The sequence below is a fragment of the Catenuloplanes indicus genome (assembly GCF_030813715.1).
In the GTDB taxonomy this organism is placed as follows: Bacteria; Actinomycetota; Actinomycetes; order Mycobacteriales; family Micromonosporaceae; genus Catenuloplanes; species Catenuloplanes indicus.
Window position 1 is genome coordinate 232,366 of the sequence record NZ_JAUSUZ010000001.1, and the last position, 21,704, is coordinate 254,069.

Consider the following 21,704-nt stretch of genomic DNA (forward strand, 5'->3'; position numbering starts at 1 on the left):
GTTCAGAACGACGTACCATGGGGGCATGGGGCGTCCACGTAAATTCGATGAGCACGAGGTGCTGGTCGCTGTGCGCCGGCAGTTCAACGAGACCGGCTACCACGGCACCTCGGTCGAGGATCTGTCCCGCGTGACAGGGCTGAGCAAAGGCAGCCTCTACAGCGCTTTCGGCGACAAGGACACGCTGTTCCGGCGCATCTTCGAGGAATACTGCGCCAGCTCCGACCAGGGCGCCGCCGCGCGGGTCGACGGTCCGGAGGATCAGGCACTCGACCGCCTCCGCGCCTGGCTCGCCGCGCCCGAGGGCTGCCCCGACCGGCGTGGCTGCCTGCTGGCCAAGACCACCGCCGAACTGGCGTGGGAGGACGAAAACATCGCTGCCCGCTCGCGCGCGGCGTACGAAACGCTGCTCGAAAGCTGCCGCCTGCTCGTCGAGCAGGCACAGCGTGCCGGACAGGTCGATCCGGCCGCCGACCCCGAGGCGCTCGGCGGGCTCATCCTGGCCACGCATCGCGGGCTTGAGGCGCTCCTCAAGGCGGGGGTCGACACGAAGACGCTGAACCGCATCGCCGACGCCGCGATCGACGGCATCACGCTCAGCCCCGCGCGCCCGAGCGCGTGACGGCCGGCCTGCGCCGGGTGCACACGCCCGTCCGCGGCCACACCTGAGGTCTGCGCGCACTGCGGCGGCGACGCCGTACCGGATGTCCTGCGACTGGTATCGACCCACAGACAGAAGTTGGGATGCGCCTCGACAAGGTCACGGTCACCGCTTCGCCGCGAGAGCACACCGCGCGCCAGCGCGAACCAGTTCGCCGCCAAGCCGCTGGGGGCCTGGCTGTTCGTGATCACCGCCGCGGCGCCGTTCGGGGTCAACGCGCTGACGTTCGCACTGGCCGCCGCGCTGATCGCGAAGATCCGGCCGGTTCCCGCACCACCGGCCGGGTCCCGGACACGGCTGCGCGCGGACATCGCCCACGGGATCCGCTGGCTGTGGGGGCATCGTCTGCTGCGGACGCTCGCCGTCAGCATGGGACTGGGGAACGTGGCGTTCTGCGCCGCGCCCGCGGTGTTCGTGCTCTACACCAGTGAGCGGCTGGGCCTGTCCGGCGTCGGCTACGGATTCCCGATGATCACCTTCGCCGTCTTCGGTGTCCACATCATGGTCTGGCGTGGTCGTGGTGACCCTGCGCCAGCGAGCCGGCCCGGCCGCGACCAACGACACCGGGATCGACCGGCTCTGCATGAGGCGCAACGTCGTTGCAGCGGTTTTGGCAGCTCTTCGCGTTCTGTTCGGCTGCGATACACCAGGAAAACGGATGCGCGGTCGTGGTGGCCCGGATTGCGATGATCATCTACGCTGCGGCCGTTGAGGTGATGGAGTGAAAGGCGTTATCGGTGTCGCAGTCCGAAGCAAGGCGAATGCATTGGACCCCGATTCTGCTGGGTGTGGCCGTCATCGGATTCCTCGGTTGCATGGGCGGCATGTTCTGGCTGGCTTACAAGTCGTTGGGCATCGATCATCTCAGCGATGAGGAGATTCGCGACGGCCGTGCGTGTACCGCGGCGGTACTGTCCATCGAGGACACGGGATCGATCCTCAACGACGACACGGTCTACGAGTTCACGCTCCGGGTGCAGCCGTCGGACGGCACCGGGTACGAGGCCACCGTTCGGGACGCGCTGAACTCGGTCGAGGCCGGGCGGGTCGGTGCGGGCACCACCGAGTTCCGGTGTGTCATCGACCGGGACGAGGCTTCCCGCATCGAGGTCTTCTGGTCCGACTGACCGGGGCGCCCACACCCCGGGTTTGCCGGACCACCCGCGGATCCGCGGCCGCGGGAGCAGCGGGACGGGACCACGCCGGAAGCGGGACATCGGGTGGTGGAGAGACCGGCGCCACCGGCGGCGGCCGACGGCACGGGGATCAGGCGTCGTCGGTGCCGACGAGCGTGAGCCGGTGCCGGCCAAGGTCCAGGACGGCCGGTCCTGCCCGGACTCCGCCGGACGACGACCCGGACGGCGTCACGCCCGGCATGCAACGTACGGTCGGCAAACGGCGCTGACCTCCGCACGTTCAGCCGTACGCCGGCCGAGGGCCTCGTACGGGATGATCGCTGCTGCTCGATCATGGCCGACAGTGCGGTGGTCTCGGAGGCCGGCACGCTCATGCTCAGCACGTGCGCGGTGCGCGGGCCGGCGGGCGCGTACCGGACGGCGTCGGCCGCGTGTGGCAGGCAGCGGTGCCACGGCTCGAACAGGGTCTGCTGCCACGGCGCGATGTCCTGATCGGCCGGGAGAAAATCGGCGAGGCAGTCACTGACGGTGGGCACGGCGCGTGGCCGGCCGGCGCTCCACTCCGGTCCGGCCGGCATCCAGCGGAAGCCGGCCACGAACCCGGCCAGAATGTAGCTCTCGGTCACCTGCCCATGATCGCCGACCGCTTCGTCACCTTCCATCGCCTACCGAACTCGCGCATAGGTGCGCATCTGCGCGGCCATCCGCTCGAGTTCGGCTGCCACCGCCGCGGGCGAGGCGGTGTTGAGGCCGCTGTGCAGCGCCGTCGGACCGCGCAGGAAGCGCCGCAGCACGGTCACGAGCAACCCTTCCGGCAGAACCTGGAACGCGCCGAACCCGCGGGGGACCGGCGGGTTCGGCATGGCGGCCAGGTTCTGCCGGATGAGGCGGACCATGCCGCGCAGCGCGCCCGGATCGCCGGCCAGCGCCAGCGGTCCGCCCGCCGCGTTCGCCGCCTGCTCGAGCGGCACCGAGAAGGCGGCGTGCGTCTTGAGCCAGGCGTCGATCCGCGGCTCGGCCTTGGCGTTGATCCCGGCGGCGCGGACGTCCCGCACGATCCGGCGCAGTCGCGGGGTGCTACGCCCGTCGGGTTCGCCGATCGGCATCGGGACCATGCGGGTGGCAAGGCCGGCCGGGCGGTAGCGGACCACGTCACCGTCCATCGTGCCGCCGGCCGCGCCGAAGCCGAGCAGCACCCGCTCGTGGCCGATCACCGCTCCCAGCGGTTCCGCACCGGCCGCCCAGTTGAGCAGGAACAGCACGTCGCCGTCGAGGCCGGCGAGCGACTCCAGCACCGCGTCCACCTGATGGGTACGGACGAAGACGGTGGTCAGGTCGTACCCGCCGGCCGGGTGCTCGACCACGGGGACCGGCACCCGCGTGACGGCCGGGGCGTCTCCCTCGGCGAGTTGCACGCCGTCCCGGCGCAGGGCGGCCAGGCGCGCACCGCGGGCCAGCAGCGCGACGTCGTGCCCGGCCTCGTGCATCCGGGCGGCGAACAGGCTGCCGAGCACTCCGGCGCCGTACACGAGCAGTTTCATGGCAGCCTTTCGAGAACCACTGTCTCATACGATCGTTTGATTAATACGATCGTATGATACGCGGGTGCGCCAGCGGCGGGCGGCGGCCCGCTGCCGGGCCGATTCGTACAACAGGACCGGGGCGGCGGTCGCCGCGTTCAGGGAGCTGGCGGACCCGGACATGGGGATCCGGACGGACCTGGTCGCACACCTGGCGCCAACCGGAGCTGAGGCCGGTCGTCTCATTACCGATCACCGCCAGGGTGGGCTGGGTGAAGTCGTGGCCGACGGCACGGAGATCGGCGACCCAGGACAGGACGGCCCGGTGGGCGGGTACCCGGACCACGGGCACGGCGAACAGCGAGCCGGTGCTCGCCCGGACCGCCTTCGGGTCGTACACGTCCGCGGACCGCACGAGACGGCGACCTTCAGGGTGATCGGTCGTACGCCCGGCACGAGGAACTCGCCGCGTCGCTGCCGCGTGGACCGGTTGCCGAGCAGCGCCTGCCACCGCTGGAACCGTGCGTTGCGGCCACTCACCCGCGGCACCGCTACCGGACCCCGCCCGCGTCCTGTCCGAGACCCCGGCGGATCGCCGTCTCCACGGGGGAGTACGCGCCGTCGGGCCGCTCCAGTGCGTACGGTGCGCCCGGCATCAGCGGCGGCTGGGCCATGAAACGGGGAACGCTTCCGTGGTGCGGTTGCGCCGCGTGCACCAGGAACGGGTGGCACAGGAAGACGTCGCCCGGAGATCCGGTCGCGAGGGCGAGCGGCCGGTGCGCGGACGCCGCCGCCAGGTCGGGCGCGAGGGTCAGTCCGCTCGCCCCCTCCGTCCCGTACTTCTCCAGCACCGCCGGTACGTCGAGATGGGAGCCGACCCGGATCCTGGTCGGGGCGTCCGTCTCACCGACCTCACTGAACAGGAACAGCATCAGCAGGGCCCGGCCGCGGGAGTACACATTGGTGAAGTACCAGCTCTCGCCGTCCGGCAGATAGCTGCCCTCGATGTGCCAGCCCGCGTCGTCCGGCTCCTCCTCGTGCGGGAACCGCAGCGGGAAGGTGCCCAGCGAGTAACGCGGCTCCCAGCGTCCCGGACCGGCGAGCAGGTCGTACGCGTGATGCAGGAACGGGGAGTTGGGAGCGGCGGCGAACGGCCCCTGCGCCATGCCGGGCACCCAGTGCACGGGCTGCGTCCACGTCACCGGGTCGTCCGGGTCGCAGCCCGTCTCCCGCCACAGCAGACGCGCGCAGTCCGCTGCCACGCGCGGCGCGACGGCGCCCTCCAGCTTCACGAAGCCGTCGCGGAGAAAGCGGGATACCAAGGCCGTGTCGTCCATGCCCCCATCGTGCGACGGCGCCGGACGCGATCACCCGACACTTTCCGCGTCACTTCGGTCGGTGCACCCACCCTCGTCTGATCGAACGCGCCGGGCACCGCGTGCAGGCCTCCGCGAGACGGGCCGCCCGAATTGTCGATCGGTACCGTGGGTAACGCCACGCTCAGCCTACATCGCGGCCGAAGCGCCGTCACTCGGGCGAAAAGCCCTGTGGAACAAGGGCTTCCCGCGCCTACGGTGATGCGGTCGCCGACGTGGGAGGCCGTGTGATCCAAGGGTTTTCGCTCAACCCAGCCGCGCCGCAGGACCTGCTGCGCCGCCTGTTCGAGAACCATCCGCGGGAGTTCGGCCCGGCCCTGCGGCAGCGCGCCGACCTGCCGGACGACATCGTGGCCGCGGCGGTACGCCACCCCAGCCCGTGGACCCGCCGGGCGATCGGCTCGAACCCGTCGGTCGACCCGGAGATCCGGCTGTCGCTGGTCGAGGACCCGGACGGCGATGTGGCGCTCGCGGTGGTGCTGTCGCCGTGGCCCGGGCAGCGGTGGCGCGAGGCGGTCACCCGCCACCTGGACCATCTCGTCGCGCTGGTGCACGCGGGCCGGCGGGACGAGCAGGCAGCCCGGGTGGCCCTGGAGGAACTGGGCTCCGAGGACCGCCGGGCGGTCGCGCTGATGGTCGCGCATCCGGCGCCGACGGTCAGGCTGGCCGCGGCCGGGCTGATCGGCCCGGGCCGGCCACTGTGGAACCGGCTCGCCGCGGACGACGACCCGCGGGTACGCGCGGACGTGGCCCGCCGGGAGCATGAGGCGACGCGCGCCCGCGGTCTGGCCGACTTCCCGCAGAAGCCGTGTCATGCCCGTACGGACACGATCGTCGGCCGCCGTCTCACCCCGGAGGCGGTCGCGCATCTGCTGCGGACCGAGCCGGCCAGCCTCGCCTACAACAAATATCTGACCCCGGAGACGGTCGCCGCGCTCGTCGCGCACCCCGACCCGGCCGTGCGGCGTCCGGCGGCGTACCGGACCGACCTGACACGTGCGCAGGTGCACGCGCTGATCGCCGACCCGGACGTGTCCGTGCGAACCGCCGCCTCGCTCCACGCACTGCTCGGCGAGGAGATCCAGACGACGATCGACATCGACCCGTCGACGATGGACCCCGACATTCTTGCGCCCGTGCCGGACGACCTGACGGAGTCGATCCGGCTGGCCACGTCCGTCAACCCGCTGCGGCGCCGCCGCGCCGCCCGGGACCCACGGCTGCCGGCCGGGACGGTGACCGTCCTGGCCGGCGACGCCGACCCGCAGGTGCGCATGCACGTCGCGCTGCACCACCCGGATCCGCCGCCCGCGCTGCTGCTGCGCGTCTTCCGCGAGGACGTCTCCCGCCGGCGCGCGCTGGCAAACCGGATCCCGCCGGACGGGCTCTCCGCGTTCGCCGCCGATCCCGACCCGGAGTTCCGGGCACTGGCGTTGCGCGATCCGGCCACCGACCCGATCCCGCTCCTGGACGACCCCGATCCACGGGTACGCCGGGCCGCGGTCGCCTCCCCGCGCGTTCCCGCTGATCGGCTCGTGGTCATGCTCGACGACCCCGACCCCGGGGTCGCCGACGCGGCCGCGGCCAATCCGGCGCTGCCCGTACCGGTGATGGTGCAGCGGGCCGCCGCGACCGCACGGCCGGCTTGACGGCGCGGCGGGCACGTTCGAGGAGACCGCGGCGCTCGATGCCCCGCGTGGTCGCGCTCAGAACATGCCGTTGTCGTTGCTCCTGTGTGGCTACGTCGGGGTGAGTGCGGGTCCCGGCGGCGGGTGGGGGTCAGAACAGGCCGTTCGTGTGCGGCAGGTCGTTCTTGATCTCGGGAGTGACGTCCCAGTGCTCCACGATCCGGCCGTTCTCGACGCGGAACAGGTCGTAGAAGGCGGTCGGGGTGGTCCCGAAACGGCCCTCGGAGACGGTCAGCACGAAGTTGCCTTCGGCGATCACCTGGTGCACGGTGTCGTAGACCATGGCGATGCCCTGCTCGGCGAGCGCGCCGAGCGCGGCGCCCAGACCGTCGAGGTCGTCAGCGATGCCGACGTTGTGCTGCCGGTACTTCTCGGTGCTGAGGTAGTCGGTGATCGTGTCGGCCTTGCCGCCCTTGAGGACGGTGTCGACGAAATCGGCGACGAGCCGGCGGTTGGCGTCGGTGGCGTCGAGGCCGGTGACCTCGGTGGCGCCGTCGGTCTGCGACCGGCCGGAGACGGTCTTGTCGACCTGGGGGGTCAGGGCGTCCCAGTGCTCGGCGAGTTTGCCGCCGGCGACCCGGAAGACGTCGAACGCGACGAGGGGGTCCGGGCCGAAGCCGTGGTAGGTGCCGTGCAGGGCGACCAGGTCGCCGTCGGCGACGACCCGGTGCAGGTCGTAGCGGAAGTCGGCCGGCAGGTTGGCGACGAGTTGCCGCACGCCCTCCGGGCCGTCAGCGGCCAGGCCGCTGTGCTGAACGTAGTCCGGGGCGATCCAGCGGTCGACGGCCGACGGGTCCTTGTCGCCGAACAGCTGCCCGGCGGCGGTCAGAACGATGTCCTTGGCGGTCATGATGATGTGCCTTTCTCGATGGTCGTGGCGCATGGGATCGGTCGTAGGGGGCTTCATGCGGCGGTTGTCGCCGGGATAGCGGTGCAGAAGCCGCGGTCGGGCAATGCACGCGGGTGCTGCCGTGCAGTAACAGGTGGGGAAGCGAACAGGACGCGCACGGTGACCACCCCCGCTCCTCGCCGTGCGCCGGCCTGCTGGCCTGTGCTGTTGGCTCAACCGTAGGAGCCAAAAAGGGGCATAGCCGGGTACGTTGGCGACCTGTGATGGTAAAAAACCGACACAGCAGCGGCGACATCCCTGAACTGGGGTTCGCCGCCCCGGCCGGAACCCCGCCCGGGGTGGAGGTGCTCACCCTGCAACGGCTGCGCTCACGCGTCGCCCATGACCTGCTCGCCACGCCACGCCGGCCGACGTTCCACCACCTGCTCACCGTCAACCGAGGCACGCTCCGGCACACCGTCGACTTCACCGCCTACGCCCTCGCCCCGGGCACGTGGCTGTGGGTGCGCCCCGGCCAGGTCCAGCAGTGGAGCCGACTCGACGACGTCGACGGCACGCTGGTGCTGTTCCAGCCGGCCTTCCTGGACCCGGACACCGGCACGGCCGCACGACTGGACGACCCGCACGCGCCGGTCCTGCTCGAATCCGGCGGTGACGAGCAGCGGCGGCTCGCCGACGCCGCCGGGCACCTCGCCCGCGTCTGCGCCGACCCCGGGTCGCTGCCGCTGGAGGTCCACCAGGCGGTGCTGCGGCATCTGCTCGCCGTGCTGGTGCTGCGCCTGGCCCATCTCGGCGCCGCACCCGGCAGCCTCGCACCCGATCCGAACGACACGTTCCTGCGCCTGCGCGACGCCGTCGAACGCGACTTCACCCGCACCCGCCGGCTGGAGGACTACGCCCGTACCCTCGGCTACTCCGCCCGGACTCTGTCCCGGGCCGCGCAGACCGCCGCCGGCGTGAACGCCAAGGAGTTCATCGACCGCCGCGTGATCCTGGAGGCCCGCAGGCTGCTGGCACACAGCGACCACACCGCCGCGCAGATCGCCGCCCGGCTCGGCTTCACCAGCGCCACCAACTTCAGCAAATACTTCCATCAGCGCACCGGGACCACCCCGATCGCTTTCCGCGCCGCCGTGCGAGGCGGCGCGTCACCCGGCCCGTCATGACGCCCCGCAGCAACCCGGATCGCCGCACGCCGCCCGGAAGCTCGCGATCTCGTCCAGCGAGATGGGTCATCCCGGAATGGCGTAGCTGGTGGAGGGTGTACCCGGCACCGTGCGGGTCGTGAGACTGGGATGCCCGCTTGAACAGGTACTCGGCGCGCGGGTAGGACAGCCGGCCCCGGCCGGTCTCCGGGCAGATGTCGCCCAGGGCCGGCGCGCGGCGTCCGGCGGCGGGAGCGCGCCGGTCGGCCGGGAACACCGGCCCGACGGTGCGGCCGGCCAGCAGCCGGGGAAGGAGCCGGGCGGAGGGCACGGCGGAACTCCGTGTCGAGGCCGGGGACGTCGAGGCCGAGGACCTCCTCGGCGCGGGCGCAGGTCTCGTAGAGCATCCGCCACAGCACCCGTTCGCGCAGCGGGTTACGGTCGTCGGTGAACAGCCGCTCCAGGCGGGCGCGGGGGATGGCCTTGCCCCTGGTCGGGGTGACCTTGCGGCGTTCCAGGCGCCGGCCGGGGTCGGTGGTCAGCGACTCCTGGCGGCGGCAGTAGGCGGTGAACGAGGTCAGCGCGGACAGGTGCCTGTTCCAGGTGTTCGCGGCACCGGCGTCCCAGCGGGCCATCGCCTGCTCGTAGACCTCCGGGGTGAGGCGGCGACCGGCAGCTGGTCGCCGACGGTCTCACGCAGTTGGCGCAAGGTCGCGGTGTAAGTGACGCGGGTGCCAGGATCGGCGCGGAAGCGGTCGCGGAACGCGTCGACGGCGACCACGAGCGCCACCGAGGGCCGGGCGGTCGGCAACGGGATCACGGACACCTCGGCGACCTCCTCCGGAGATGTGACACAGAATGTGGCCGAGTCGCGCCCGCGATGCCATTTAACTCCAGGCAGCCACCCACCGAACGGCAGCATCGCAACAGGCCGGGACGGTGGCGGCGATGCCGGGGCCTGGCTGCCTGCAAATGGTCAGTTTTCGGCCCCGGCTGCGTTCGGCCGAGGTGGTAGGCAACGTCGGGCACCTCCGCCAGGCCGAACGTGGCGCTCACCGTCGGGTTGACACCACGTTCGGCCTGATCACTCCGGGACAGCTACCGGTCCACCACATCTCAGTTACCCGGTGACCTGAGCGGAAGGGCTTCTGGTTACACGTCTCGACGCCGGTGCACCAGCACGGCGGCTACGAGGAGGGTCAGCGGCCACAGCACGTACGTGAGCCAGGCGTGCGGGGCGGTGGGATAGATGTCGCCGGCTGCCTCCGGTGTCCCGAACGCCTGAGTCAGTCGCTGCCACGCCGGGAGCAGCATCGCATGGTTGATCGCCCGCGGTAGTTCCTGGCGGGTGCTGAACAGCTGCGGGGCCAGGACCAGCAGCATGATCCCGGAGACGTACACGGCGCCGGCATGGCGCACGAGCGCCGCGAGACCGAGGCCGATCAGCGCACACACCGGTCCGATCAGGATCGCCGCGAGCAGGGCGGCACCCGTTCCGGGTCGGCTGAGCGTCACATCGCCAAGGATGAGCCCGACGATGGTGAACGAGGTCGCGGCGATGACTGTTCCGGCGACGGTCCAGAGTGCGACGATCACAGCGGCCTTGGCCAGAATCACGTCCGTGCGGGCCGGTACGGCGACCGAGGTGGCCCGGATCAGGCCGCTGCTGTACTCGCCGAGCATCGTCGAGGAACCGGAGCCCGTCGCTACCACGATCAACACCAGGAAGCCTGCCAGGGGGAAGGCATCGCTGAGCTCGAACCGGCTCTCCGGCTGGTTCGTGTACGCGTCCACCGCCGCCGAGCCCGCCACCGCCAGCGCGGTTCCCACCACGGTCCATCGGGTCGAGCGCAACGAGCGTACCTTGAGCCATTCGGCCGCGATCACGTCGCGCATCACGCACCCCCGGCCCGGTAGTCGACGCTGGCGGAGGTCAAGCGCAGGAACACGTCCTCCAGCGAGCCGCCGGAACCGGTCAGCTCGCCGACCGAGCCGGCGGTGAGCAGCCGGCCCTGGCCGACCACGACGATGTCGTCGGCTGTCACCGCCATCTCGCCGATCAGGTGGCTGGAGAGGAAAACGGTGCGGCCCTCGGCGGCGAGCCGGCGGAACAGCCCGCGCGCCCAATGGACTCCTTCGGGGTCCATCCCGTTCACTGGCTCGTCGAAGATGAGCACTGGTGGGTCACCGAGCAGGGCGGTGGCCACGCCGAGCCGCTGTCGCATGCCCAGGGAGTAGGTGCCGACGCGCCGCTGCGCCACGGGGGTGAGGCCGACCTCGGCGAGCACCTCGTCGACCCGTCTTCTCGGCAGGTCGTTGCTGCGGGCCAGTGCTGCCAGATGCACTGCGGCGGTGAGACCGGGATGTGCCTGCTGGGCGTCGAGCAGCGCTCCCGCGTGTCGCAGACCGCGCCGGTGGGAACGGAATGGGACTCCACTGATCGTGGCGGTGCCGCTGGACGCGGCGTCGAGGCCGAGGAGTACCCGCAGGGTGGTCGTCTTGCCGGCGCCGTTCGGGCCGAGAAACCCGGTCACCCGGCCGGGCCGGGCGATGAACGACAGCCCCGCCACCGCGGTGGTGGGCCCATACCGTTTGGTCAGCTGGTCGACTTCAATCATTCCGGTCACTGTTCCGGTTGCCGCCAGGAGAATCATCGGACCACAGACCGTCAGCGATGCCGACCGTGGTCGTACGCCCGTGGCCGGATGTCCTTGCCGTAACCGCGCCGGTAGGCTCGCCGCATGCCTGTCCCGCCGCGCCGTCTGCCGCCGGGCGGCTGGGTGGCGCTGCTCTGGTCGATTGCCGTGTTCTGGGCGTTGCGCGGATACTCCGGCTTGCCCGGCCTGCCGTCCGTGCTGTCCCCGCGGCCGATCTGGTGCTGGGCCGTCGTCGCCGCCGCGGCCGCGACCGGGCTCGGCGCGAGCACCCAGGTACGCCGCCGCCCCCTGACAGCGTTGTACCTGCTGGTCGTCTGCGCCATCGCCGTCGTACTCGCTGTGGGTCCCCAGGGCCTCGCCGCCCATCCGGACCAGATGTTAGGCCTGTTCCTCCTCGCCGCCGACCTGGTGCTCGCCCGTATCGTCATGACCCGGCAGCCCCGAGCATGGAGCGCCGCCCTTCTCCCCGTACTCGCCGCCCTACCGGTCGCCGCCCTGTTACGGGTGGTCTTTCGGCAGCCCTTCCCGAGCGACGACGTCGGTGTCACCATCGACGAGACCGTCTGGCTGGCGTATGCGGTGTTGCCCGCCATGGTCGCCGGCCTGCTCAGCTACTCGGTCCGGCAAGGCCGGGAATACGCCCGGCGGCTCCGCGAACAGGCCGCCGAACAGGCCGTGGTGGCCGAACGGTTGCGCATCTCCCGGGAACTGCACGACCACGTCGCGCACAGCGTCGGGGTCATCGCGCTGCAGGCCGGGGCCGCGGCCCGGGTCATGGAATCCCAGCCCGAACGGGCCCGCGAGGCGATGCGGGCCATCGAGGCCACCAGCCGCGACACCCTGGCCGGGCTGCGCCGCATGCTCGGCAGCCTCCGACACGCCGAGCAAGCACCGCTGCGGCCCGCACCCGGACTGGCCGACTTGGACCAGCTCGTCGCAGCCGCGACGGCCGCGGGCGTAGCGGTCGACCTGACGGTCAGCGGCGAGCAGCGGACCCTCGCCGCTGACGTCGAGCTCTCCGCGTACCGGATCATCCAGGAGTCGCTCACCAACGTGCTGCGCCACGCGGACGCCGAAACCTGCCGGATCTCGGTCGACTACGGCCCTGGCGAACTGGCCATCGAGGTGGCCGACGACGGTTGCGGCGGCGACCCGGCCACCGGGGGCTTCGGCCTGACCGGCCTTCGCGAGCGGGTCGCCCTGGTTAACGGCACCATCACCGCAGGCACACGGCGCGGCGGCGGCTTCCGGGTCGCAGCGCGGCTACCGGTCGCGACATGACGACCGTGCGGGTACTGCTCGCCGATGACCACGCATTGATCCGCAGCGCCCTGCAGATGGTCCTTGCCGATGCCGACGACATCGAGGTGGCCGGTCAGGCCGAGACCGGCGCCGACGCCGTACGGCTGAGCCGTGAGCTGAAGCCCGATGTAGTGCTGATGGACATCCGCATGCCCGACCTCGACGGCATCGAAGCCACCCGTCGCATTACCGCCGAACCTGGCGCTCCCCACGTCGTCGTGCTGACAACCTTCGACGATGATGAATACGTGTACGGGGCGCTGCGCGCCGGAGCATCCGGTTTTCTGGTCAAGGACATGGCGCTCGATGAGATCGTCACCGCGATTCGGGTGGTGGCGACCGGGGATGCGCTGATCGCCCCGAGCGTGACCCGGCGCCTCATCGAGATGGTGGCCAAGCATCCATCGCCAGGGGCGGCCGGCCCGGTTTCGCTGAACGGCATCACTGGGCGCGAGCGTCAAGTGCTGACCCTGATCGGGCAGGGTGCCACCAATGCCGAGATCGCCGAACGGATGCACATCACGACGCCCACAGTGAAGAGCTACGTCGGCCGGCTGATGACCAAACTCGCCGCCCGCGACCGAGTCCAGCTCGTGATCGTCGCGTACCGGACCGGCCTCGTCACCCCCTGAACTCCGTCACCCTGGCCGCGCAGTCCCGAAAATCTTCACGAACGCCGGCCGAGTCACCGCGGAAAGCGGGAGGACCGGGGTTCCGCCGGCTATCAGGAATGGACCAACCACACCAGCGATCACCCCGGTCCTCAAGATGATGGCCGTCAGATTCCCTGCACAGCACGGCATATGCGGTAACCCACGTTGCCGGTCGATGCCAGCGCCCCTGCCCCGACCCTCCGCTCATGCGAGCGAGGTCGTGGGGATGTCCTGCCCAGTGCGGGGCGCCGGGATCGTGACCGCGCCGCCGTAGTCCAGCCGAGTGGCCCGGCATGAGCAATCCTGCCAGCGGCGAGTTCGATCCATTCGCGCAGTTTGGCCACGTCGTAGCTGTTCCCCATCGGACGAGTCTGCCAGCTCGAACCCTACCGTCGGGTAACTCCGCCCCGTAGGACAGCTACCCAAGCGTGGGCCCCAGTCGGCGACTCGACGACCCAGTCCGGGGCGGGAACCCGCCTGAATATTGGATTGATGTTATCGGTAATCCGATAATTCATTCAGCGCGCCCGAAAATGGTCAAACCGGACCGACGAGCGGACACACCATAATGACAGTTATGTGGTGAAGACCCAGAGCAGCGGTTGCTGTGTCAGTGACGCAACAGGACACCGCGGGAGACGGCCTCAGGCAGATGACGTCCCCACCGGCACGGGATCACGCGTCAGGAGGACAGCTCCGGCAGACGCGAAGGACTTCCCGGTAGCCCGGTGGCCAGCGGCCGACGGTAGGCCATGTCGCCGAGCGCCGTGGCGACGAGTTCGGCACGGGCACGCGGCCGTGTGCGCGGTTCGGGAACAGCGCGGCTTCGGCCCTGCCGAAATCGCAGGAGAATCCTTCTGACAGAAGCCGCGCGGGGAAATCGGACGGCCGGCACCCGGCCGGCCGGCCGATCAGGCGGTGGAGGGCCGACGTCGGGCCGGGGGACGGCGCGTTGTCGCGACGGTCGCGACGGCGAGGGCGCCGATCCCGGCGACGGCCAGCGCCCCGAGGGCGCCGGCCCCCGTGCTGAAGGTGGACAGGGCCACGCCGAGCAGAGCCCAGATTCCGGTCGCACCGGCCGCGACACGTGCCGGGAACGTGCGGCACACCGCGGTGACGAGCGTGATCTCGCTGACCACCGCCGCCGCCAGCAGCGCGGCCAGTAACGGGATCGGCGGCCGGCTGGTCACGCTGGCGACGTTGATCCATACCGCTGCGGCGCTCCAGCCTGCGTAGACGCCCAGCACGCTCTCCACGAGGACCGTGTCCTTGGCGAGTCCGCCTCCGGTGCCGTGCACGTCGGGTGCGCGGCGGAGCGCGACCACCAGCATCGCGAGCATCAAGCCGAAGACCGGAACCGTCAGCACGGGTACGGCGGCGGCCAGCAACAGCCACAGTACGAAACCGGTCTGCGTGATGCTCAACGGTACGTGCAGGCGCCGGAAGGCCGGCGCGATTGCGCGGTCCCGCTTCAGTCCACATACCGCCACCAGCAGACAGCCGAGCACCACCACGCCCCACACCGCGAAGAACGGCCCGGGCGGCACCACCACCGGATCGTCGTCGGCACCTTGGTCGAAGCCGGCCAGAGAAGGGCTTGCGGCCTGGATCAGCGCCGTGGCCAGCAGTACCCAGGCTCCGATCGGTGTGTTCGGCCACCGCCGGCGTGGGACCTGATGTTCATCGCTCATCGGGCTGCGTCCCTTCGGATCGGCGGGTGTGCGCCGTACCGCCGGTGGTTGCGGGGTTGGCTTCCTCGCCGGCGGCCGGGGTGACCTCGATGGTCGCTGCCACGCAGGCGCGCAGGAAGCGTTCGATGACGTCCGCCTCGCTGGGGGTGAATTCGGCGACGACGGCGCGCAGGCGGGCGCCCAGGGGGGTGAAGTACGCCACGGTCAGGTCGCGGGCCCGTTCGTGCAGCACCAGGACGCGGCTGCGCCGATCGTGTTGAGCCGGGATGCGACGTATGTGACCTGCCCGTTCCAGGCGGCTCAGCAGGGCGGAGGTGGCCGGCGCGCTGAGGGACAGTGCCGCCGACAACCGCGTCGGTGTCATCGGTGACCGTTGCAGTTCGCCGATCCACAGGTGCGCCATGGCCTCCAGATCGGTGCGATGCAGATGATGCCGGCGCGCGAAGACGTCGGCGAAGCGGTCGTTGGCAAGCGTGAACTCGCGCAGCAGGGCGACGATCTGGCCAGCTTGTGGCGTGGTCACGGATGACATGCTACTACTTCCATCATGGAAGTAGTAGCGGTGCGGGGTGCGCTCAGCCGCAGTAACGGGAGGTGATCCGGTGATCGAGATCGACGGGCTGGTCAAGCAGTACGGCCCGGCACGGGCGCTGGACGGTTTGTCATTCACCGCCAAGGCCGGAACGGTGACGGGATTCCTCGGTCCCAACGGGGCCGGTAAATCCACCGCGCTGAGGATCCTGCTCGGCCTGGATCGCGCCGACGCCGGACATGCCACCGTCGGCGGGCGCCGCTACGCCGACCTCCGTGCACCGCTGCACCTGGTGGGAAGCCTGCTGGATGCCAAGGCCGTGGCTCCGCGCATGAGCGCCCACTCGCATCTGCTGGCACTGGCCCGCAGCAACGGCATCAGCATCCGGCGGGTGACGCACGTCCTGGAGACCTGTGGGTTGCAACAGGTGTCACGGCGGTCGGCGGGCGATTTCAGTCTTGGCATGAGCCAGCGTCTGGGTCTCGCGGCGGCACTGCTCGGCGACCCGGCTGTGCTGATCCTGGACGAACCGGTCAACGGACTGGACCCCGACGGGATCATCTGGCTGCGCGGGCTTCTGCGCGCCCTTGCCGCGGAAGGGCGCACCGTGCTGCTGTCCTCGCATCTGATGAGCGAGATGGCGCAGACCGCGCATGATCTGGTGGTGATCGGGCAGGGCCGCCTGCTGGCCCAGACCACGGTCGCCGACATCGTCTCCCGCGCCGCCGGCGGCGGGGTGCGCCTGCGTACCCCGGACGCGGGCGCCTTCGCTGATGTGCTCCGGGGCCGCGGCTTCACCGTCGGCACGCCGGACGGATCCGGCGTCCCCGGAGACGATCCTGGCTCGCCGACGGGCCACCCCGGCGGGGTCACCCTGCACGTGCGGGCCGGCACCACGGACGAGATCGGCCGTCTCGCCGCCGAACAGCGCATCACCGTGCTGGAACTCAGCTCCCTTGAGGTCTCTCTCGAAGAGGCCTACCTACAGCTGACCCGGGACCAGGTGCAATACCGCGGCCGCTTCACCTCCGACATCGAAGCCCCGGCCGGCGGTCGCGTGCCGGAGACAGACGGAGTGCTCTCATGACGCCGGCCGACTCGCCCGCCGGCCTGATCGACGACCGGCTCGCACACGTCCGGCCGACCCGCCGGCGGCAACTGCGTAACGCCGTGGCAGCCGAATGGGTCAAAGCGCGCTCGGTTCCCTCCACCTGGACCGCCCTCGGCACGTTCACCGTCATCATGCTCGCCCTTTCCCTCGTCATTCCGCTGACGCGAGAGGTCGGCGATGCCGCCGCGGCCGCGCAGGCCGGTGCACAACCGGTGGCTCTCGCGCTCAGCGGTGTATTCATGGGCCAGGTCGCACTGGCTCTCTGGGGAGCCTTGCTGGTCACGGGCGAGTTCTCGTCACGGTCGATCACCACATCGACGCTCGCGGTACCCCAGCGCCAGGTGTTGCTCGGCGCCAAGGCGGTGCTCCTGGTGGTCATGACGGCCCCGCTGGCGCTGCTGATCACCGCGGCCGCCACGGCCCTCGGCCTGGCCGCGCTCGACTCCCGCAACGTGCCCGTCGACGCGGGCGATCCCGCCGTGGTCCGTGCCGTATGCGGCGGCGCCGTCTACCTGACGCTGGTGGCGGTGCTCGGTCTCGCGGCAGGAGCTGTGCTGCGCTCCACCGCCGCCGCTGTCGTCTGCCTCACCGGAGTGCTGTTCCTGCTGCCCGTCCTGATCGGGCTCCTGCCCGCCTCGATCGCCGACACGGTCAGTCCCTGGCTCCCGAGTCAGGCCGGGCAGGCGGCGATTCAGCTGGCCACTCCGGCCGGATACCTGGAACCTCTGTCCGGTGTGCTGGTCCTGTTCGCCTACACGCTGGCAGCGCTCGCCACCGGCATGTACCGCGTGGTCAAGCGCGACGTCTAGCACGCGCTGGGCGCTGCCGGCCGTGCGGGAGGGGTGGATGGCGATCCGGTGGGATCGCCATCCGTACGCGCGTCAGATCGTGGGTGGGCGGGTCCAGAGGCGGTTGTCGGAGGTGGCGCAGAAGAGGCTGCCGGCGACCGCGTCCATCGCGACCACGTTGTTCGCGTGCCCGATGTCGGTCCACGGCGTGTCCCACGGGTTCGGGTCGCGCATCCACAGGTTGCCGTCGCTGGTCGCGCAGAACAGCGTGGCGGTGAGCCCGGCCAGCCCGACCACGTTGTCGGCGTGGCCGATGTCGGCCCAGCCGACCTCCCACGGCACCGGATCACGCATCCACAGCCGGTTGTCGCGCGTGGTGCAGTAGAGCTTGCCGTTGAGGCCGGCCATCGCGGTCACGTCGTTGGCGTGGCCGATGTCGGTCCACGGCGTGTCCCACGGGAACGCATCGCGCATCCACAGCCGGTTGTCGCCGGTCGCGCAGAACAGCATGCCGTTCAGGCCGGCCATCGCGACCACGTTGTTCGCGTGCCCGATCGCCACCCAGTCGACCTCCCACGCGATCGGGTCGCGCATCCACAGCTGATTGTCGCGCGTGGTGCAGTAGAGCTTGCCGTTGAGACCGGCCATCGCGGTCACGTCGTTGGCATGGCCGATCTCCCGCCATGGCGGCTCGTAGAGCGAGGTGACGGCCGCGAGGTCGTCGTCGGTCAGCGACCGGAGCTCGAAGTTCGGCCGGACGGTCGGGAACATCACCGCGCCGGGGACGCTGGAGTGGGCCAGGCCGAGCAGGTGGCCGATCTCGTGCAGGGCCACGGTCTCCACGTCGAACGCGCCGGACTGCGCGCCGACCGACCAGGTGTGCTCGGAGTCGTCGAAGTGCAGCGGTTTCGGCAGCGTGTTCGTCACGACCGAGCAGCCGGGCGGGAAGTCGGCGTGGGCGAGCGTGCCGCCGACCATGCTCAGGTCGGGGTCGGCCGCGGGCCGCCAGCCGATCCGGATGTCCGGGTTCTGGCCCGCGGACACCTCGGCGAACGTGAGCGGGGCCGCGGCGGCCCAGGTGGCGAACGCGGCACGGACCGCGTCGATCTCCGCGGCGCCGGTGATGTCGGCGGTGCCGGAGTCGAACGTGTACGTGAGCGTCCGCCGGTCCCACGCGCAGGTGGTCGCGAACGCCACGCCGTTGCTCATGTCCGGCAGCGCGCACCGGGCCTTGGTCATCTCCTCGCGGGTGGCGTCGTCGAACGCGCCGGTCGCGGTCAGACCGAGCCGCTCCTGGAACTTGTTGAGCGCCTCGGACGTACCCGCGTCGAGCTGGTCCGGGGTGTAGTCGGCACGCCGCAGGTAGCCGAACGAGCGCAGGTAGCGCTGCACCTCGGCCAGGCCGGTGGCGCTCTCCCCGGCCTTGATCGTGGGTACCTGGGCGATGGTGTCGAGGTCGAGTCTCCTTGTTCGCGGAGCGGTCATGGCGAGTCTCCTTGGTCGCGTACACCGTCCCAGGTGGACGTGGCGGAGTCGGCGCCCTGCGCGGGCACCGGCACGGTGCCGTCCGGCGCCTCCAGACTCGTACCGTCGACGTGGATTTTGATCATGTCGGCACCGCCGGGCATCTGCGAGAACTGCCCTCAGTGTGACCTGGATCACTGTGTCCTGGGATCGGCTGATCGTGCGTGCGTGGCCGCCGATCAGGCCCCGTATGCCACGATCAGTGATCGTGATGGATATACAGCGGTTGATGATCCGGCCCCTGCTCGTGTGTGCGGCGGTCGCGGTCGCCACGGTCATCCCCGGGGCCGCGCACGCGGACGTGGCCGTGCAGACCATTTATGTCAATGCCACCGGTACGGACACCGCAACCGGTACGAGCCCGGCGACCGCGGTCCGCACGCTGGCCCGGGTGGAGCAACTGGTCGCGGCCGGGCCCGCCGACCAGGACGTGGAGGTGCGCATCCACGCCGGGACGTACGTCACCGGCGGCGTCACCTGGGACACCTACCGGCCGGGGCGGACGATCTCGTTCATGCCGGACGACTACACCGTGGGCGAGGGCCGGGACGGCATCGCCGCGCTGCCGGTCTTCGAGAACGCGCGCTCGTCCTCCGGCCGCTACCTGCCCGGCTACTGGTTCTACGCGTGCCTGCCGTCCGACGGGCGCCCGCTGACCGACGGCGGGCCCGGCGGCCTGCGCTTCTACTACCTGCAGATCCAGCGGTACGCCAGCGGCGGTCTCTCGCTGGACGGCTCCGCCGGCCCGTGCGGCGGCGCCTACCAGCCGTCGTCCGGGCCCGGGCAGCCGTCCGCGCGCGGGCTGGACGGCAACACCGTGTTCGGGATGGTGTTCACCGACCTCGGCAACGCGTACACCGGTGGCGGGTGCGCCGACGAGGACTTCCCGCGCTGCGGGTACGGCGGTGTGGTGCTGACCGAGTCGTCCGCGAACCGAATCGAGAACAATCACTTCGTGGACCTGCGCAACACCGAGGCGAGCTTCGTGCACGGCATCTACATCACGCACAAGAGCTGGTCGAACCGGTTCGCGGCCAACCGGGTGACCGGCGTGAGCAGCGATCCGGTCAAGGTGCGCGACGCCAGCAACTTCAACACGTTCGAGAACAACGTGTTCGGGGCGAACTCGTGGCCGCGCAGCACCACGCCGGGCGTGCACTACCTGGAGGAGGTCGGCGCGTCGGAGTGCTCCTCGTACCACAACCGGTTCGCCTACAACGACCTCGGTACGTACCTCACCGGCAGCACCGCGAACCTGCCGGTCTGGTACCTGAGCCCGGAGGGCGCGACCTGGCCCGGGCCGTCCGGCTGCCCCGCGCTGCCGTCCGGCGAGACACGCCTGATCACGGCCGGCAACACGTACTAGACAGAGCGCCGGCCCCCGGTGACCGGGGGCCGGCGGGACTGTGTGGTGCTATCAGCCGAACGTGATGTCACTGCACCACATGTAGGCCTGGTCGGAGTGCGACGCCTGCCAGATGACGAACAGGATGTGGTTGCCGGTGTAGCCGGACGTGTTCACGTTGAACCGGATGTCCGTGGCCGGCGCGTACCGGCCGGTCTGCGTGATGAAGTCCAGGTGGCCCCAGCCGAGCGCCTGCGTGGCCGGGTTGTAGCTGTTCTTGCTCACGTAGACCCGGAAGTAGTCGGCACCGTGACTTGCCTGGTCGTACAGGTGAACGGTGAAGTTGTTCGAGACCCTGGTGCTCTTCCACGCACCGGGCTGGTTGAGGCTGTTGTTGCGGGTCAGGCCGTTGCTGCACAGCTGGCCGTCGGGCGTGCGGGCCTGGAACTGCCCGCCGAGACCGTCCCGCAGCGCGCTCATCCAGTTCCACATGGTGTCCGAGTTGGCCTGCCACGCCTGCCAGCACATCGGGTCCTGCTGCTGCATGGCCGGGTTCATGTGGTCCGCGCCCCACGTCTTCCAGCACTGGTAGGCGCGGGAGGCGGGGTCGACGATGTTGCCGTGTGCCTGCGCGGGGGCCGCCCACGGCAGCAGGCCGGCCATCGCGGTGAGCAGCAGGACGAGCGCCCTCAGGGCTGGACGCTTGCCGGACTGTCCGGACTTAGGGGTACGCATGGCGCATCCTCCATTCTTCGGCGCAGATGTCGCATTGGGAGCGCTTCCACAGCGTTACATCCACATCCATGGATGTCAAATGGGACGCATGCAGTGGAGATCAGTGCCGGAAGGATCACGCCGGGGCAGCGTGGCCGCGCCGGTCCGCGCGGCCACCGGCCTCCGCTACAGGTGACGGCGGAAGAAACGCAGGTTGCTGTCCAGCTCGTACTCGGGGAGTACCGCGGCGTGCGGGCCCGGGTTCGCGTGCAGTGACTTCTCCGCCGAACCGAGCGCGTCGAACAGCGCCAGACCCTGCTCCCGCGGCACCCGCTCGTCGTCCCACTGCAGCAGGAACTCCACCGGCACGGTGATCCGTGCGGCCGCGTCCGCGGACGCGAGCGCGCTGCCGAGACCGAGCACGGCCGCGCGGATCCGCGGCTCGGCCGCGACGAACGGCACACCGAGTCCGCAGCCCAGTGACACACCCCAGTAGCCGGCCGGTCCCGCGGCAACGTGGCCGCCGGACTGCAGCGCGTCGAGCACGCTCCGCCACTCCGGCACGGTACGCCGCGCGACCAGCGCCTGGAACGTGGCGATCAGCGGCGCGACCGGCTCACCTGCCTCCACGCGGGCCTGGTTCTCGGTGGCGATGCGGTCGAACTCCGGGTCCGTGGGCCGGTCACCGTGGCCCGGCACGTCGACGGCGGCGACCGCGAAGCCGCCGCCGGTGACGAACCGGTGCGCGCGAGCCAGCATGGCCGGTGCCTTCTTGTGCTGGCCACCGCCGTGCCCGAGCAGGATCAGCGGGCGCGGGCCGGTCGCGCCGGCCGGCGTCCACAGCACGCCGGGCAGGTCGTCGAGGGAGAAGAGCCGTTCATGGACGCCGTCGGCCGACGTCTCGGAGAGGAAACGCATGACTGCCTTTCGCGCAGTACGCGGGTGTCTCCCTCAGGCCATGCGGGGGAGGGAGGCCCGGATCGTCACAGCGTTGATCGGTCTCACCCCCTC

20 protein-coding genes and 3 pseudogenes are annotated in these 21,704 nt (G+C 70.7%); 10 read left to right on the forward strand and 13 right to left on the reverse strand.

The features are described from left to right. Positions 1–25 precede the first annotated feature (25 nt). From J2S42_RS01335 to J2S42_RS01345, 3 genes and pseudogenes are all read left to right on the forward strand, one after another. The gene (locus tag J2S42_RS01335; protein ID WP_307234361.1) at positions 26–622 is read left to right on the forward strand and encodes a TetR/AcrR family transcriptional regulator; all 597 of its coding nucleotides are present in this window, start codon (positions 26–28) and stop codon (positions 620–622) included. Between the two features lie 180 nt (positions 623–802). Beyond that, positions 803–1,156: pseudogene (locus J2S42_RS01340) on the forward strand (MFS transporter); the annotation flags it as partial. 293 nt (positions 1,157–1,449) lie between these two features. Next, complete coding sequence (locus tag J2S42_RS01345) at positions 1,450–1,788, forward strand: hypothetical protein (protein ID WP_307234363.1); 339 nt, start codon at positions 1,450–1,452, stop codon at positions 1,786–1,788. Positions 1,789–2,462: 674 nt separating this feature from the next. On the opposite strand, the gene J2S42_RS01350 is transcribed toward J2S42_RS01345, so the two are convergent. The 4 genes and pseudogenes from J2S42_RS01350 to J2S42_RS01360 all read right to left on the reverse strand — a co-directional run bounded on the left by J2S42_RS01350 (position 2,463) and on the right by J2S42_RS01360 (position 4,654). Beyond that, positions 2,463–3,338 (reverse strand): ketopantoate reductase family protein, encoded by an 876-nt coding sequence (locus tag J2S42_RS01350; RefSeq protein ID WP_307234365.1) that lies wholly within the window; start codon positions 3,336–3,338, stop codon positions 2,463–2,465. A gap of 24 nt (positions 3,339–3,362) precedes the next feature. Beyond that, positions 3,363–3,726, reverse strand: a pseudogene (locus J2S42_RS01355) (TrmH family RNA methyltransferase); the annotation flags it as partial. Between the two features lie 53 nt (positions 3,727–3,779). After that, positions 3,780–3,866, reverse strand: a pseudogene (locus J2S42_RS42100) (rRNA methyltransferase); the annotation flags it as partial. A 2-nt stretch (positions 3,867–3,868) separates the two neighbouring features. Next, entirely contained in the window at positions 3,869–4,654 is a 786-nt protein-coding gene (locus tag J2S42_RS01360) for a phytanoyl-CoA dioxygenase family protein (RefSeq protein WP_307234367.1), read from the reverse strand. A 266-nt stretch (positions 4,655–4,920) separates the two neighbouring features. On the opposite strand from J2S42_RS01360, the gene J2S42_RS01365 reads away from it, so the two are divergent. Beyond that, the gene (locus J2S42_RS01365) at positions 4,921–6,342 is read left to right on the forward strand and encodes a hypothetical protein (protein ID WP_307234369.1); all 1,422 of its coding nucleotides are present in this window, start codon (positions 4,921–4,923) and stop codon (positions 6,340–6,342) included. Between the two features lie 130 nt (positions 6,343–6,472). Here the strand turns inward: J2S42_RS01365 and J2S42_RS01370 are convergent, their stop codons facing one another. Further along, complete coding sequence (locus tag J2S42_RS01370; protein WP_307234371.1) at positions 6,473–7,231, reverse strand: nuclear transport factor 2 family protein; 759 nt, start codon at positions 7,229–7,231, stop codon at positions 6,473–6,475. Between the two features lie 338 nt (positions 7,232–7,569). Here J2S42_RS01370 and J2S42_RS01375 point away from each other — a divergent pair, with 338 nt between their 5' ends. After that, the gene (locus tag J2S42_RS01375) at positions 7,570–8,397 is read left to right on the forward strand and encodes a helix-turn-helix domain-containing protein (RefSeq protein ID WP_307234373.1); all 828 of its coding nucleotides are present in this window, start codon (positions 7,570–7,572) and stop codon (positions 8,395–8,397) included. 1,131 nt (positions 8,398–9,528) lie between these two features. Here J2S42_RS01375 and J2S42_RS01380 read toward each other — a convergent pair. Continuing rightward, the gene (locus J2S42_RS01380) at positions 9,529–10,272 is read right to left on the reverse strand and encodes an ABC transporter permease (RefSeq protein WP_307234375.1); all 744 of its coding nucleotides are present in this window, start codon (positions 10,270–10,272) and stop codon (positions 9,529–9,531) included. Further along, positions 10,272–10,994 (reverse strand): ABC transporter ATP-binding protein, encoded by a 723-nt coding sequence (locus J2S42_RS01385; protein WP_307234377.1) that lies wholly within the window; start codon positions 10,992–10,994, stop codon positions 10,272–10,274. The genes J2S42_RS01380 and J2S42_RS01385 overlap by 1 nt, the downstream gene beginning before the upstream one ends. Positions 10,995–11,117: 123 nt before the next feature. Between J2S42_RS01385 and ccmD the strand changes: the two genes are divergently transcribed. Then, the gene (gene ccmD, locus J2S42_RS01390; RefSeq protein WP_307234379.1) at positions 11,118–12,314 is read left to right on the forward strand and encodes a heme exporter protein CcmD; all 1,197 of its coding nucleotides are present in this window, start codon (positions 11,118–11,120) and stop codon (positions 12,312–12,314) included. Then, positions 12,311–12,967 (forward strand): response regulator transcription factor, encoded by a 657-nt coding sequence (locus tag J2S42_RS01395; protein WP_307234381.1) that lies wholly within the window; start codon positions 12,311–12,313, stop codon positions 12,965–12,967. Before ccmD ends, J2S42_RS01395 begins: the two co-directional genes overlap by 4 nt. A gap of 932 nt (positions 12,968–13,899) precedes the next feature. Here J2S42_RS01395 and J2S42_RS01400 read toward each other — a convergent pair. Continuing rightward, positions 13,900–14,679 (reverse strand): TspO-related membrane protein, encoded by a 780-nt coding sequence (locus J2S42_RS01400; RefSeq protein ID WP_307234383.1) that lies wholly within the window; start codon positions 14,677–14,679, stop codon positions 13,900–13,902. After that, on the reverse strand, positions 14,669–15,202 hold the full coding sequence (locus J2S42_RS01405) for a MarR family winged helix-turn-helix transcriptional regulator (protein ID WP_307234385.1): 534 nt from the start codon (positions 15,200–15,202) through the stop codon (positions 14,669–14,671). Before J2S42_RS01405 ends, J2S42_RS01400 begins: the two co-directional genes overlap by 11 nt. 79 nt (positions 15,203–15,281) lie before the next feature. Between J2S42_RS01405 and J2S42_RS01410 the strand changes: the two genes are divergently transcribed. Together J2S42_RS01410 and J2S42_RS01415 are read left to right on the forward strand one after the other, a co-directional pair. Continuing rightward, positions 15,282–16,298 (forward strand): ATP-binding cassette domain-containing protein, encoded by a 1,017-nt coding sequence (locus J2S42_RS01410; protein WP_307234387.1) that lies wholly within the window; start codon positions 15,282–15,284, stop codon positions 16,296–16,298. Next, on the forward strand, positions 16,295–17,131 hold the full coding sequence (locus J2S42_RS01415) for a hypothetical protein (protein ID WP_307234388.1): 837 nt from the start codon (positions 16,295–16,297) through the stop codon (positions 17,129–17,131). The genes J2S42_RS01410 and J2S42_RS01415 overlap by 4 nt, the downstream gene beginning before the upstream one ends. 72 nt (positions 17,132–17,203) lie before the next feature. Here the strand turns inward: J2S42_RS01415 and J2S42_RS01420 are convergent, their stop codons facing one another. Together J2S42_RS01420 and J2S42_RS01425 are read right to left on the reverse strand one after the other, a co-directional pair. Continuing rightward, positions 17,204–18,595: a matrixin family metalloprotease gene (locus J2S42_RS01420; RefSeq protein WP_307234390.1), complete on the reverse strand. Its 1,392-nt coding sequence runs from the start codon at positions 18,593–18,595 to the stop codon at positions 17,204–17,206. Continuing rightward, a complete protein-coding gene (locus J2S42_RS01425; protein ID WP_307234392.1) occupies positions 18,592–18,720 on the reverse strand; it encodes a hypothetical protein in 129 nt (42 codons plus the stop codon). Before J2S42_RS01425 ends, J2S42_RS01420 begins: the two co-directional genes overlap by 4 nt. A 143-nt stretch (positions 18,721–18,863) precedes the next feature. Between J2S42_RS01425 and J2S42_RS01430 the strand changes: the two genes are divergently transcribed. After that, positions 18,864–20,000 carry a right-handed parallel beta-helix repeat-containing protein gene (locus J2S42_RS01430; protein WP_307234393.1) on the forward strand — a complete coding sequence of 379 codons (1,137 nt, stop codon included), beginning with the start codon at positions 18,864–18,866 and terminating at the stop codon, positions 19,998–20,000. Between the two features lie 51 nt (positions 20,001–20,051). Here the strand turns inward: J2S42_RS01430 and J2S42_RS01435 are convergent, their stop codons facing one another. Together J2S42_RS01435 and J2S42_RS01440 are read right to left on the reverse strand one after the other, a co-directional pair. Beyond that, entirely contained in the window at positions 20,052–20,714 is a 663-nt protein-coding gene (locus tag J2S42_RS01435) for a lytic polysaccharide monooxygenase auxiliary activity family 9 protein (RefSeq protein ID WP_307234395.1), read from the reverse strand. A 165-nt stretch (positions 20,715–20,879) separates the two neighbouring features. Further along, a complete protein-coding gene (locus tag J2S42_RS01440) occupies positions 20,880–21,611 on the reverse strand; it encodes a dienelactone hydrolase family protein (protein ID WP_307234397.1) in 732 nt (243 codons plus the stop codon). Positions 21,612–21,704: the final 93 nt, after the last annotated feature.